The sequence below is a fragment of the Pseudoalteromonas luteoviolacea S2607 genome, from assembly GCF_001625575.1.
Lineage (GTDB): Bacteria > Pseudomonadota > Gammaproteobacteria > Enterobacterales > Alteromonadaceae > Pseudoalteromonas > Pseudoalteromonas luteoviolacea_E.
Window position 1 is genome coordinate 106,294 of the sequence record NZ_AUXV01000019.1, and the last position, 14,091, is coordinate 120,384.

Annotated in this window: 14 protein-coding genes; 7 read left to right on the forward strand and 7 right to left on the reverse strand. The window is 42.1% G+C overall.

Going from position 1 to position 14,091, the window contains the following annotated elements; all coding sequences use genetic code 11:
* Window positions 1–63: 63 nt before the first annotated feature.
* Window positions 64–339 (forward strand): hypothetical protein, encoded by a 276-nt coding sequence (locus tag N480_RS11545; RefSeq protein ID WP_063372659.1) that lies wholly within the window; start codon window positions 64–66, stop codon window positions 337–339.
* A 453-nt stretch (window positions 340–792) separates the two neighbouring features.
* Here the strand turns inward: N480_RS11545 and N480_RS11550 are convergent, their stop codons facing one another.
* From N480_RS11550 to N480_RS11560, 3 genes are all read right to left on the reverse strand, one after another.
* Window positions 793–2,031 (reverse strand): extracellular solute-binding protein, encoded by a 1,239-nt coding sequence (locus tag N480_RS11550; protein WP_063372660.1) that lies wholly within the window; start codon window positions 2,029–2,031, stop codon window positions 793–795.
* A gap of 8 nt (window positions 2,032–2,039) precedes the next feature.
* On the reverse strand, window positions 2,040–3,992 hold the full coding sequence (locus N480_RS11555; RefSeq protein ID WP_063372661.1) for a methyl-accepting chemotaxis protein: 1,953 nt from the start codon (window positions 3,990–3,992) through the stop codon (window positions 2,040–2,042).
* Between the two features lie 334 nt (window positions 3,993–4,326).
* On the reverse strand, window positions 4,327–6,072 hold the full coding sequence (locus N480_RS11560) for an amidohydrolase (RefSeq protein ID WP_063372662.1): 1,746 nt from the start codon (window positions 6,070–6,072) through the stop codon (window positions 4,327–4,329).
* 71 nt (window positions 6,073–6,143) lie between these two features.
* On the opposite strand from N480_RS11560, the gene N480_RS11565 reads away from it, so the two are divergent.
* Together N480_RS11565 and N480_RS11570 are read left to right on the forward strand one after the other, a co-directional pair.
* Window positions 6,144–6,827 (forward strand): response regulator transcription factor, encoded by a 684-nt coding sequence (locus N480_RS11565; protein WP_063372663.1) that lies wholly within the window; start codon window positions 6,144–6,146, stop codon window positions 6,825–6,827.
* Entirely contained in the window at window positions 6,820–7,977 is a 1,158-nt protein-coding gene (locus N480_RS11570; RefSeq protein WP_063372664.1) for a sensor histidine kinase, read from the forward strand. The genes N480_RS11565 and N480_RS11570 overlap by 8 nt, the downstream gene beginning before the upstream one ends.
* Here the strand turns inward: N480_RS11570 and N480_RS11575 are convergent, their stop codons facing one another.
* A complete protein-coding gene (locus N480_RS11575; protein WP_063372665.1) occupies window positions 7,978–8,442 on the reverse strand; it encodes an OsmC family protein in 465 nt (154 codons plus the stop codon). It lies immediately after the preceding gene.
* Between the two features lie 124 nt (window positions 8,443–8,566).
* Here N480_RS11575 and N480_RS11580 point away from each other — a divergent pair, with 124 nt between their 5' ends.
* A complete protein-coding gene (locus N480_RS11580; RefSeq protein WP_063372666.1) occupies window positions 8,567–9,502 on the forward strand; it encodes a LysR substrate-binding domain-containing protein in 936 nt (311 codons plus the stop codon).
* On the opposite strand, the gene N480_RS11585 is transcribed toward N480_RS11580, so the two are convergent.
* Window positions 9,414–10,262 carry a hypothetical protein gene (locus tag N480_RS11585; protein ID WP_063372667.1) on the reverse strand — a complete coding sequence of 283 codons (849 nt, stop codon included), beginning with the start codon at window positions 10,260–10,262 and terminating at the stop codon, window positions 9,414–9,416. The two genes, N480_RS11580 and N480_RS11585, sit on opposite strands and share 89 nt — an antisense overlap.
* Window positions 10,263–10,412: 150 nt before the next feature.
* On the opposite strand from N480_RS11585, the gene N480_RS11590 reads away from it, so the two are divergent.
* Together N480_RS11590 and N480_RS11595 are read left to right on the forward strand one after the other, a co-directional pair.
* Entirely contained in the window at window positions 10,413–11,342 is a 930-nt protein-coding gene (locus tag N480_RS11590; protein ID WP_063372668.1) for a hypothetical protein, read from the forward strand.
* Between the two features lie 150 nt (window positions 11,343–11,492).
* Entirely contained in the window at window positions 11,493–12,362 is an 870-nt protein-coding gene (locus tag N480_RS11595; protein ID WP_063372669.1) for an AraC family transcriptional regulator, read from the forward strand.
* Window positions 12,363–12,438: 76 nt separating this feature from the next.
* On the opposite strand, the gene N480_RS11600 is transcribed toward N480_RS11595, so the two are convergent.
* Together N480_RS11600 and nhaR are read right to left on the reverse strand one after the other, a co-directional pair.
* Window positions 12,439–12,723, reverse strand: coding sequence for a SelT/SelW/SelH family protein (locus tag N480_RS11600; protein WP_063372771.1), 285 nt, complete (start codon window positions 12,721–12,723; stop codon window positions 12,439–12,441).
* A 31-nt stretch (window positions 12,724–12,754) separates the two neighbouring features.
* Entirely contained in the window at window positions 12,755–13,645 is an 891-nt protein-coding gene (gene nhaR / locus N480_RS11605) for a transcriptional activator NhaR (RefSeq protein ID WP_063372670.1), read from the reverse strand.
* Between the two features lie 144 nt (window positions 13,646–13,789).
* Here nhaR and N480_RS11610 point away from each other — a divergent pair, with 144 nt between their 5' ends.
* A complete protein-coding gene (locus N480_RS11610; protein WP_063372671.1) occupies window positions 13,790–14,080 on the forward strand; it encodes a hypothetical protein in 291 nt (96 codons plus the stop codon).
* Window positions 14,081–14,091 lie beyond the last annotated feature (11 nt).

A 14,091-nucleotide genomic window follows, 5' to 3' on the forward strand; every position in this document is an offset into this window, starting at 1 on the left:
CTCCGGTGTTAGCTTAGTGAATTATAGAATCACTGCCGCGATTTTGAAGGCGATGTAGAGTAGGTGCTTGCCAACAGCCATATAAAGGTATTGGGCTTACATCAAGGTGAGCTTGTTCAATTGGCAAAATACAATATGACTAAGTTTACTAAGGAGCAAGATTCACAGCACTTCTCATTTCATCATCAAGCGTGTGGTTTTGTTTCTACCATTGGTGCATATGAGTTGTCAGTTATTCTTTATGAAGAACATATAGAAGAACCCCCTCGGGTGGGAAACCGCATGTTTATGCTCCAATCACCACTGTCTTTATTTTCACAGGTGAACCATTCCAAGTAGCAATGGATAAAGCAAAATGTCCTGAACAGGGTTTATATACTCAAAGTGAAAATAATCTCACAATCAAAAGGCAGCTGGTTTGATTACTAAAATGCAATATACCTCGCTCTCTATTTATAAATCATATATTTGGTTTTAATCTTTTATTGTTATGTCTTCATTATTTAAATAGTAATGTGTGTTGTATATTATTAAATAAATATGGTGAACTTGATTTTTTATCCGCTCTGTGGTGAAAAAATATTTAAATGTGGTGATTTTTTCTAGAACTTGACTATCCTTACGGGCTGTAATGCAGCGGTCAGGTTATGCCCTGCCAACTGCATACAAAGGTGTGTTTAGGTATGTGTTTATGAGAGTAGAATCTTCATATTATCTCTGCACACCTATATTAAAATGCTTACCATCAAGGCCAATGCAGCACTGAGCGTGTGGACTGGCTCTTGAAACGGGCTACGCTTTGCAGTATTCGGCTCCCACATATTGCCAACTGTTTAGTCCTTTTTGGATGTGTAAAGCTGCGGACTGCACTGACTTACCGCCAAATACTTGCTTGATAGCCTCCGTGACAAGTTGCTGGTAGCCTGGTTTTCCTTGGTTTAATGATGAAGCGGTGAATAAACTTGCGCTGTAGCTATGCTCATTAAGTAGTCGTGCTTGTTTTCTCACGTGTTCGCTGCTGATCTGAACATGCCCACCATATGCGGGTACTTCGTTTAAAGTATTGGCAAATAAAGTTGCAAAGGCTTGTGTGGTTGTAAAGTTCAGTACTTTTTGTGCAAGTGCGTGATGTTGGCCAAGTGCATTCGCTTGATAGGTGCCATCTGCAAACCCATAAAACTTACCACTTGCCCCTGGAATTGGCCAAAACTCCACTTGATAGTCTTTGTCTACTTGATAAAACACGGAGTTTGGACCTGCTCGCCAGCCACCATCTAGTGCTAGCGCCGCATTACCCAGTGCCTTACTTGTGCCCATACCATGGTAATCTTGCTGCAGTATATCTTGATTGATAAAGCCTTTATTGTGCCACTCTTTTAGGGTTTGCAGTACAGTGATAAATTCGTTAGAAGTAAAGCACATTTCACCTTGGATAAGTGCCTCGGCATTCGAAGCTTCAAGTAATCCCGCGGCCATTACCTCAGCAACAACCTGCGACAAATACCATTGGTCGCTTGCCATTTGTAGCGGTGTAATACCTTTACTGCGCAGTTGTGCGAATAAGTTTTCTAACTGTGAGAGAGTGCGAGGCTGAGTTGCTAAGCCATGTTTTACTAAGAGCTTTTGGTTGACCAATAGCCCTTCAAGTTGCATTGCAAAAGGTACTCCGTAAATTTTACCGTCGGCGCCAGTAGCAGCAGGTAAGGCATTGTTATTAATAGTGGACAGCGACTCTATTTGTGGGGCAATTAGTCCTCGTTCAACAAGAGGTGCAAGTGCCGCTGGGCCCGGCGACCATTGAAATAGGTCGACGCGCTGATTCTGTATCGCTAACTGTATATGTGCTTGGTAGGTATCAAAGTCTATGACTTTTACGTTAACCTTAATGCCTTCAATCAGGTTTTGCTGGTTGACCTTTTCCCACAATAGTTGCTCCTGTTGCCGCCATGTGTACAGGTCAAGCTGCTGCTGAGCAAAGCTAAAGCTTGGCCAAAGCAGCACAGCAATTAGGGGAAATAAATACTTTAACATAACAACCTCTAATTCACTTTAAATTGTTCATTCATCGCAACTAACGCATCACAAGCATTGTCGAGTTCGTCTGTAGCTGCATTATTTTGCTGAATTTGCGCAAGGGTTTGCAGTGACAGAGCATCAATGTTTTCGATACTTGTACTGATCTCTTGTGCTGCTATATGCTGTTGCTTTGCAGCCTCTGCAATAACTTCATTAAGCTGATGAGCATTACTTACACCTTGTGCGAACTCTTTTATTTGTACATCTATTTCTTGAGCCATTTGGGAGCTAGATTGCGCATTTGTAAGCGAGCTGTGTAATGCTTTAACTGCCAGCCCCGAAGATGCCATTAACCGATTAATCTTGGTTTGAATTTGCTCTGTGGAGGTTTGCGTTCGCATTGCCAGCGTACGCACCTCATCTGCAACCACAGCAAAGCCTCTACCGTGCTCAGCTGCCCTAGCGGCCTCAATCGCAGCATTTAGTGCGAGTAAATTGGTTTGATCAGCAATGGTATCAATAACGTTCACGACTTCTTCAATTTGCTTACATTCCTGATCAAGAGAAGCGACGGCCTCTGCTGCTGAAGTCATTTCGTTGCGTAATTGTTCACTAAGTGAGTGATTTTGTTTAACAAGACCTTGAGACTGAGTTGCCAAGCTATCTGCCTGTGCCATTAGATTGGTGGCTTGTTCTGCGGTGTCAGATATTTCGCTGGATGTTGCAGTCATCTCTAAAACCGCACTGGCAACTTGGGTGGTTTGATCTTTTTGTTGGTGTGCAATAGTAGTTGTATGTTGAGCGCTGTGAGATAGCGTTTCAATCGAAAGGTTTATTTGCCCTGACTGGGTTTTAATATCCGCGATAATATTCACAAAAGCAATGCGCAAGCTTTGCAATGACTGACGTAGTTTTGCTATTTCGTCTTCGCCTTTGATATCAATTTCACAAGTCAGATCTCCCGTGGCAAGTTTTTCTATATCAGAAACAGTTTGTTTCAGTGGTTTGCTTATACTTCGGGTAATAAAGTAAGCCATGAGTATGCCCAATAGCAGGGTTGTGGCAGTGGCGAGTGAAATCCATACGAAGCTTGACTCGACTGACTTTGTTGTTTGCTTTTCCACTTTGGCACTAAAAGACTGGCTCAACTCGCTAATTCGTGTCATGTCTGATTTCAGTTGTTGTAAGCCAGACTCAACTTGTGAGAGGTTACTAATAAGTACATTTTTGCTAGACAAATAGCTGCTTTGAAGAGATTTTATGCCGTCTTGCTTGCCTAGTGTCCAAGCGAGCTCGGTAGCGATATTGCCCAAAGGCTGCAGTATATTTCGTTGCAATATACTGTTGGCTTTCAAAGTTTCTAGCTGATAGCCAGTATTTACGTAGTCAATCAACCAAGATTTATACTCTGCTGATAGCGCCTGTAAGTCTTGTAGATCGTTAATCAGCAAAAACTGTTTCGCAATGGATACGCCGTATCTCAGTTGGCCAAGCGCAGTGGTGATAAGCTGAGATTGTTTGTAACCTTGATAGCGCTTGGTTAAATCTGCTAATTGTTTATCAAGTGTATCGATGCGTGCTTGGTATTGCTGTAAAGTTGCCTTGTTTTTCAATGCAGCACTGGCCACAGTCATTGACTTACTCTGGGCAATAAAAACTTGAGTCTTGCTGCTCTCAAAATCTTCTAAAACACGTAACTTTTCGTCACTGTCTGGTATGTTCGCAAACAAGACTGACATGGCGTCTAGCTGCTGTTGGATGGCATTTTTGTAATTTTTGATGGAACCTTCCAATTTCAATTGTTCAGAAATACTTTCTGTGTAGTAGTGTTGATAGACAAATAAGTTGAGCTGATCTAGTTTACTTTCGATGGAATTTACTTTTATATCAATAGGCTGAGCGACCTGCGTCACTTTTTTTAAGTTGCTATTTACTTCTGCCATTCTAAACAGAGAAAAAATGCTTATGGCAACCATTGCCAGGAGAACTACCGTGTATCCGATTGATATTCTTGATATTACGGATGATTTGAACATGGTATGGGTACTTAGGTTTAAAATTTGCGAAATGGTACCACTTATGGAAACTTAATCATCTAGTCATTATTCAGTATATTTAAATAATTAAATGTGATTTTGCGTAGCTTAAGTGTTGAAAAAGTGTGGGCCCTGTTGGGTAAAGGTAATAGGTATGAGCTAAGTTACGTTTCAGTGATAATGAAATAGTTTTAAAGGTTGTATGTGCGTTAATATATTTCAAAGAGATGGCACAAAGACACTTGATGTGCCTTTGTGCCCGCGATATATCTAACTACTTTTTGTAAATGACTTCGCCGTCTAACAGCGTCATCACCACATTCGTTTCGGCAATTTCTTTGATTGTACTGTCAAAGAGGTTTCTGTCTAATACCACTAAATCGGCAAGTTTTCCCACTTCTATACTACCAACGAGGTGGTCTTGTCGCATGGCATACGCGCTGTTTAAAGTATAAGCCTCAAGTGCTTGTGCCAAAGTGATTGCTTGTGGTGTTCTCGAAATTGCGTTGCTTATGCCTATAAAAGGGTTGAATGGGCTTACATTCCAATCGCTTGAAAGTGTCAAAGTAGCATTGTTTGCGACTAAACTTTTTATTGGAACTAACTCCTGTGAGCGTTCATTGCCAAGTAACGGGATATTCTCCGGCCAGTGACTGGGATCGGTAAAGTCGCCAGCGACTTGTGCATCTGCAATCACGCCTAATTTGCCAAATCTTGCGTAATCAGCCGGATCTACCACCTCTAGGTGAGTCAGTCTATGGCGGGAGTTGCCCGCAGAAGCATTTTCAATAGCATTGAGTGCCTCGTGAATGCCTCGGTCGCCAATGGCATGAATATTAAAGTCAAAGCCTGTAGACTCTAGCGCTTTAATATATTGCTCTAGTCTTGCTTGAGTGAAATAGTTTAGACCTTTGTTACCTTCAAGCTCTAGCCAGTTCTGGTGATAAGGTTCATGCATCGCTGCGGTTGTATTGACTAAAATGCCATCAACATAGAACTTAACTTGGTTTACTTTGAGTAAACTATCTGGCTGTGCTTGGTATAACGACTTTAGCTTTGCAATCTGGCTGGCATCGTTCATTTGTGGGTAAGCCCACAAGCCTAAATGTACGCGCAAAGTTAACTTATCTTCATTTGCCACGCGTTGCCATGTTTCTAAGTGTCCACGCTGCCAATATGTACGCGCGTCACTTATAGATGTGATCCCGGCTTTATTTAAGGCGGGCATTGTATATTCTATGAGTCCCAAATAGTCATTTTGTTGAGCATTACTCAATGACCGCATAGCCAATTCCATGACCTGATTACCCGCATTGTCATATAAAATACCATCTAGGCGCATTTGCTCATCTCGGCCTATTACACCGCCGATTGGGTCTAAGCTATCACGATGAATACCTGCAAGTTCTAAGGCTTTGCTATTGACCCACATTGAATGAGAAGTCTGTTCCATAATAATGACTGGGCGGTCGTTCACTGCTTCATCAAGTACATCTAAAGGGCTATCCTGCATTTCGAGTAAAGTGCCGATATTATGACCGTATCCTATTAGCCATTGTGCATTCGGATTTTGCAATGCTGCTTCTTCTACTAAAGCAATATATGTGTCTGTAGATGCAGCTTCAGGGATGGTAAATTGCGTGGCATCTGAACCTGATTCAAGCGGGTGCATGTGGACATCGTGAAACCCAGGCATCATCATTTTGCCTGCCAGATCGACCACTTGCGTGTTGTCACCCACATATTGCTGTGCATCTTCACTGCTACCCACAAAAACGATTTTATTGCCTTTAATTGCGACAGCCTGAGCCCACGGTTTATCCTCATTTACGGTATATATATTACCGTTAGTGAATAATTGTGTAGCAAACTCGCCTGCTACTTGTTCTGTTGTTGTTGGGGATTGCGTATCGTTGCTTACATTCGTACTGTTTGTCGGGCTACTTGAATCTGAGTTACATCCAGATAAACATAGACCAGCTAACAATAAAGGAAAAATAGGCATATTTGTTACTCGCATAGTTGACTCCTGTTAGATGGCGCTACACTATCAAAGGCATGGTAACCATAAGGTAACAGTGTAGAGGGTTTATGCTGGTTTTGCTTGTTGAAGACGATGCTGCGCTCGCCGCTCAATTGATTGACTTTTTGCAACACGAAAATATTGAAGTGGATTATGCCGCGTCTGTTAGCAGTGCGAAAGAGATCGCTGCGCAAACAATAAAATATAGTCGTTATGACGCGGCGATTTTAGATATGGACCTGCCCGATGGCAATGGTATAAGTCTGATAAGCGAACAAATATTAGGTCAAGGTGTGCCAGTGTTATTTTGTACTGCTGCGACTGCTTTGGAAGACAAGCTCGCTGCTTTTTCTGCAGGTGCTTTGGATTACATAACCAAACCCTTTGACCTTCCTGAATTAGCTGTACGGCTAAAATTACTGGCCAAGAAACAAGGTGCACATGCTGAAAATACCTTTGAGTTAGATTCGTTATTGATTGATTTCAATACTCAAATCGCCAAACGTGGTGAACGTATTCTGGTGCTATCGCCACAGCAATGGTTGCTACTGAGCTTGTTGACTAAACATGCGCCTAACCCCGTAAGTAAGGAAGATATTTTATGTAAAGTTTGGCCCGATCAAGATGTGAATAACAACATGTATAAGTCGTTACTTACTCGGTTGCGGAAAAATATTAGTAGAGATAGTGAACGAGAATTGCTGCATACAATTAAAGGTCAGGGCCTTGTGCTGAGGAAGCATAGTGAGTAAAAAGCAAAGTATTACCGCATATTTAGTTAAACGAATAGGGGTATTGTTTGTTCTGTTTGTGTTGATATGGACGCTCGTGGCAAAGTGGGTTTATCACTATGCGTGGGATGATACGACCGAGTTTTACTTGCATCAGGACTTAGCACTAGCATTGAGTGGGCAATTGTCTTTACCTTATCACTTCGAGGGTAAATATATTGGTGCACTTGAGCAGATGCCCGCAGAGTATCGTTCAGCAGTTGAAAGCACTGAAATCATGTTCGCGCATACGGCGTTGTTCGCCACGCAATCTGGAGACATTTATATCCTTAAGGAGCAAGGCTTAGATGAAGAACCGCTATACGTTGTACATTATTTTTCAGCGCAAGACTCACCAAGCTTAATGCCCATTTTTTTAATCTTAGCTGGTAGCATGCTGCTGCCACTTGGGTTCATTATCTGGCGTATTGGTGCAAGTGTTTCAAAAGAGGCGGACAATGTATTGGAAAGTGTCGCAAATAGGGAGATTAAACCCTCTCGGTTTTCAGAGTTTGAACAGTTTGCCGCGGTGTTTAAAACCGCCCAATTTGCCCAGCAGCATGCGCTTGAGCAAGAGCGGTTGTTTGCTGCGTTTTTAAGCCACGAAATACGCACACCATTGACAAAGATCAGCCATAGTATGAGCAGAATACAACAGATAGATGATGTACCTTTGGAAGCGTTGGATGTGCTGGATACGCTGGAGTCAAGCCAGCAAGAATTGTCACAAATAGCACAAGGCATTTTATTGTTAAGTCGGCCAAATTCGAGTCAATTACAAAGCCACGTCTTGAACCATGAACTAGAGCAATGGTGTGCTAAGTGGAAACCTCACGGATTGAATATTGATTTGAAGGCGGTACAGCAGCAAGTAACCCAAGCTATACATATTACCCTGTTCAATTTGATGCTCACGCAAATTGCGAAAAATGCACGACAACATGGGCAAGGGATGTTAGCAGCTTTGGTTACTGATACAGGTATGCGATTTGAAAACCGAGTGGGTACCAGCGACCTGTCTAGCGGTTATGGCCTGGGCAGCAAGATTACTAAACAGGTATGTGATTGTTTCGGTTGGCGTGTGACTACCTCCTCGAGCAGTGAATGGTATGTGCTCGAAATTACCTTCTAGCTAGTGTGGTTTAATTTGGATATCTGTATGAACAGAGTTTGCGAGAAAGCAGGCTTCATGCGCTTGATGGTGTAAAAGGTTAAGTGTTTTTTCAGTCACACTGCTCCCTGCTTGCCATGTGACTTGCGGTTTGAGTATAACCTGTGTCATGGCTAGCTTACCTTGCGCATTGTTGCTCATGATTCCTTCTGCGCTATCGACATAGCTATCTACGGTGAGTCCTGCTTTGGCTGCAAAATGCAGAAAAAACAGCATATGGCAACTGGACAATGAAGCGACATAGGCTTCTTCAGGGTCGATATGTGCTTCATCAGAATAAGGTAGCGGCACAATGGTTGGTGACGCAGACGCCTCAACTTTTGCGCCTCCATCAAATACCCAAGTATGTACTCGGCTATATTTCTGATCGATAAAAGCGTCATGTTGAGAACGCTGCCAAGAAATTTGTGCGATATATTTTGCCATGATAGATACTCCCTATATTTCGATTATGGGCTACTTTTCGGGTGAAACTGAGGCTTAGTATGCATTTGACAAGCGCCCGAGAGAAGCGATAATACGTCAAACTGAGTTGAGCAATATTCACATCATGAGCAAGCCAAACTATTCAATGACTGCACTCCAAACATTTTCAGTTGTTACTAAAGTTCTCAATTTTTCAAAAGCTGCGCAAGTTCTTAACATCTCCCCTAGCGCAGTGAGCCATCAAATGAAGCTATTGGAATCACAGCTTGGTATGAGCTTGTTTCATCGTAAGTCAAAAGGGGTAATGTTAACCGATACAGCCAAGCAATTGGCTAAACAAATCAACAAGGGGTTTGAATTAATCGACTCTGGCGTGGGAGCTGCGACACAAACTGAATCGGTGCAACGCCTAGTACTCGCTGTGGTTCCATCACTGTTGGAAAATTGGTTAATACCAAGGTTGAATGACTTTTACGATTGCTTTCCAAATATTGAGTTGCAGTTAATAGCCGCTGATCAATTGGTCGATTTCAATCAACATCATATTCATGGGCACCTCCACTTCGGCCATGGTCAGCAAACAGAGGTGGAATGTGTTTTTATGGCACATGAATATGTATACCCAGTCGGTGCGCCAAACTATGTTGGTGAAATCAACGCGCTTAGTACCTTTCTTGCATATCATAGCGGTGTTGAAGATGCGCCAAGTAATATGAGTTGGAAAATATGGTTTGAAAGCCAAGGGTTGGATTTACCTAAGCAGCTAAACTATCGGCGCTTTAGCCAAGTAAGCCACACCTTAACAGCGGCAAAGTACGGGCAAGGTATCGCGCTTGGGTGGCATCATATTGCTACTGGGTTACTCGGTGACGGCACACTGGTGAGGTTACCCTATAAAGCGATTCAATTACCGTTTTCATATCACCTCATGATGCCAAAAGACGTTGCTAAACGGCCATTGATGCAACAGGTTAGTCACTGGTTAAAGTCTCAGTTTGCATGCACTCATCCCGCTGTTGAGCAGTTACAAAGAGGTGATATACCCAAGGGAGCTGAATAATGAGTAAGCTTGAACTGATATAGACAAACCAATTAATAGTTCTTATGAGGGGAAAGTAGCCTTGCCCCTGATTTCCAAATAGCCAAAACTGTCCAATTAATGCGTCTGCTAATGTTGCAAGCAATAAGCCTATGACAGGTAAATAATAACGCTTTGTCAGCTTTATCTTAGTTGCTTTGATAAGCAACAGCAAAGCCACGCTGGCGCATTGTGCCACTAACAAGGCGTAAAAGCCCGCCAAAATAGATACATAAGCACCTGTTCCGGGCAGTCGCATCTGCAAATATGAGAATAGCGTCACAATGCTCACAGCCGAAACCACTCCTATTACTTCAAGTTTAGACACCGACAGCTGTTTAAGAAATAAAAAGCCACTCCACAATATAAGCCCGTAGCCGACTGAAAATACGTAAATGGAGTCAATTAAATAGTCATGTTTTATTAAAGGGTCGTAGCGATATGTATGTTGTAAAAGATTGAAGTTAACGATATCTCCAAATGCACAAAATAGGACGCCATACGTTAACAGCTTAGCGCTAAAAATCATTTCTTTATGTGCAGCTTGATTCTGAAGAGTAGCCCAAGTGGCGCCTGCAATCACGACGATGGCGGCGGTTGTTAGTGCTTCTAGCCCATGATGGTAAAATCGAGATTCGACAGAGAAGGGCCACACATCAGATAAAATTAACATGGTTTGCACTGCACAGATACCCCATATCAAAATACTTGCTCGCGACAAACGTGACTTATATAAGCGCATGATTTGCAATTTACCCCTAATGTATGGCTAAATTTGTTGTACAACTTTTAACAGTTTTTTAGTGCCAAATAAACTACATTACGAAATCGAGTTTTGGTCAAGGAAGCAATTTCAATTTTAAAGCCTGAAAAGTAGGTATATAGGTACGAGATGTCTCAAACTAAAAGTAATATTGCCATAGGTGTTGCCGCTGCAGCGCTTGCACTATCTATTTATAATCAAGTTGTTACGAATTCACTTCCGCAGTCTGAGGTGGTTGTGTCTCAACAGTACAATACAGTGCAACATTCGCGAGCAGATACCTTGAAGAACTCTACGGATGACCAAAACAGTCGCGATCTTAACTCGATGGATAAAGGTGCGCTTATCGAGCGCATTGAATATTTAGAAGAGCGCATTCTTGAAGTTGAAAATAGAGCTTTCTCGATTACACCTTCTGCTGACAATATGGAACAGACCATCTTGGCGGTATTAGAAGAAAAAGAGCGAAAAGACAAAGAACAAAACCGCGAAGATAATCCGGTATATGGCTTTTATGATGATTTACCAAAAGACTATGATCTCAAATTAAAAACAGACCCAGAGTTTGCAATGAAGGTCAGTCAGGATCTGCGCAGTAAAGTGCTTGATGAGAGTTTATCTCCTACAGAGCGCTTGTCTGCTATGGGTCAATTGCAAATGAACATGTATATTCTTAATCGCACTCAAGGCGAAATGTTTGATTATGAAACCGTAGATGCAGTGCTTGAGATCAGCCGAAATAGTCAGGATGAAAAATTAAAAGTGCAAGCATTAGAAGTGGTCGCACACTCACCAGTGGTTGACACGCGCATCGCTAAATCATTGCAAGATATTATTGAGAAAGAACCAAATAAGTACATGAAAACGATGGCTGCGGAAGGGCTCATCGGTCAATACTATCAGTCAGGTGAAACTTCACCAGAGCTTAAGCAGCAGCTAGCAAGTGACATATTAGATTTGTATAACAACTCAAACAGTGCAGAAGCGCAATTGGTTATGCAGCGTCTGATCCGTGATGATGAGCTGCTTGAGCAAATCCGTAGGGATGCAGGGCGATAACTGTGTTTCGTTTGAGTCCATTAAATAAACGTCATTAATCTCAAATGCTTTATGCACCCAGTTACGCTTGAGGGTTAGGTCGTGATAGAGCAATATTGGTCAAGCTTATGGCGTTTATAACACTTAATATTGCCCTTTTGAGGGTAATATATGTCTAGGATAAAAGAAAAGTTTATAAAGGTATTGGAGTATATCGAGGCGAACCTCGATAGGGATCTCGATGTTCATCAGCTCTGCCAATTTGCACATCTATCGAAATATCACTTTCACAGGCAGTGCTCTGCTTATTTCGGGATGCCTGTCGCATCATTAGTAAGGTTGTTACGCCTTAAGCGGGCAGGGTACCAACTGGCATTTAGACATGAGATGAAAATCATTGATATAGCCTTGAACGCCGGCTTTGATAGCCATGAAGCCTTTTCTCGGGCATTTAAAAAGCACTTTTGCTCGAGCCCTTCAAATTTCAGAAAGTCGCCAGATTGGAACTTGTGGCATCGTAAATACGATCCAATTTTATTACTTAGACAAAAAAGTAAGCGTATGGGTAGCGTGCCAGCAGTAGAAATTACTTCTATTGAAGAGACCTTAATTGCGGTGCATCAGCATCGCGGTGATCCAAGAAAGCTAGGCATGAGCATCAAACGGTTTATAGACTGGCGGCGAGAAAACAATCTGCCGCCAAGCGCGAGTAAGACATTTAACTTGCTATACAACGACCCAAACTTAGTGGGCGCAGATGAGTATCAATTGGATATAGGGTGCGCCATTGATTCACCTGTAAAAGAGAATGCTTTTGATGTTGTCACCAAGCGAATTCCAGCCGGTGATTGCGCTGTATTAAGGCACATTGGCAGTGACGACACTTTAGGGCTGTTGGTCAACTATCTGTACGCGACTTGGCTGCCGGAGTCTACATATCAGCTTCGAGATTTTCCAATCTTTTTGGAGCGAGTGTGTTTTTTCCCTGAAGTGGCTGAATGTGACGCGATAACTGATATTTATTTGCCAATCACAAAATAATCGACCAATAAATTACCCTGAAAGGGTTATAGATTGTAATGCAATGCTCTTTCAGGTTTTTTGAGGCGCTAAGTCACTACTTAGTGTGTTTATCTATATGTCCTAAATCGCGATCCGGGCAAAGTAAATCCCTGACACGGCGCTTTAGTTCTTTGGCCTCTGGAAAGCCGCCGTCTTTGATTCTGCACCAAATTAGCTGGTCATTGTAGTAAACCTCAAAAACACCTTTAGAGGCTGGCGCAAGTGCGACCTCTCCTAAATCCTGACCAAATGTAGACAGCAGCTCCTGAGCAAGCCAGCCACTTCGTAAAAGCCACTGGCACAGTACACAGTAGTGAATTGTAATTTTGGGTTTATTCATTGCTGTTATTTTCATATTGCTTAAGCTTGGATCACTCGTCTTTTTGCGCATTTTGCACAAACTCGGAATAGATTGAGTCCTTAATAAGTCTATCGGGCGTAAAGGCATAATAATGTTGGTAGACATTTTCTATGCTGCCAATAAATGTGACATCATAGTGCCTTTCAATTTCAGCCTTGATTGACAAGGGCGCAGGAAAGATACCAAACCCTTGCTGTCCAAGTGATTTCATCAATGCACTGTCGTCAACATGTCCTGCAACTGACATGTTTATCTCTAAGTCTTCCAGCCAATACTGAATGGCATTTGTGACTGGACTAGACTTGGCTGGTAAAATAATTGGCATATCTTTGAGTGTATTTGGGTAATCCTTACTCAACTTTGCGTAGTAGTTTGAGTTGCCATACAAACCAAGTTGGCTTTTACCTATCTCATGACAAAACGCTTTAAATGGCGTAGAGCTATCAAGTGGTTTGTCAGCGAGTACGAGATCGATTTTATGGGTCGCCATTTGCGCCAATAGCTCTGATTGCTGGCCATCAATACAATGTAAATTAGTTATGCGCTCATGCTTAATAAGTGGAGATAGCCATTTGGAGACAAGAGATTTGGGAAGAGAGTCTGAAATACCAACTTTCAAAGTGCGATTGAGGTTATCTAGATCACCTCTTGTCGTCTCCAGCCACTCTTCAGCAACATTAAACATGTCATTTGCATACTGCTGGGTCAATTGACCATATTCAGTAAGCCGTAGTCCTCTTCCTTCTCTGACAAACAAGGCTTTACCTAGTCGTTGCTCAAGGCTAGTGATCTGTGCACTGATAGTTTGAGGTGTAAGGTGTAGTACTTTACTCGCTGCTGCGATACTGCCTAATTTACTGACCTGCCAAAAATAATACAGGTGGTTATAGTTGATATTCATAATACTTCGTAAATTTCGATGACTAACTAAGAATTAATCAGCTTTTATCTTTGATTCCACCTTAGTAGATTTAATTCATCGACGCAATCAGTAATTTCGAAAGAACGTTACTTTTGGGCGTTTAATTGAACGAGGTCAAGAGATATGAAATTAAATTTACGTATGACAGGCAAAATATTAGGTGCAAGCGCAAAGAGCAAAGCCACGAAGCTGATTGCAAGTAAGTTTGCTAAATACGTTAAGAACATTCGTAAGGTTAAAGTACACATAGATGATGTCCCTTCGAAGCTTCATGGTACTTTGACCCAATGTAGCATTGAAGTGTTATTGCCAGGGTTACCCAGTATTGTGGTTAAGGCTAAAGGCAAAGACTTTGCTCAAGCAATTAAACGCGCAGTTACGAACAGCGAAACAGTATTGACGCAAAAGTTGTGATGTTACTGTTA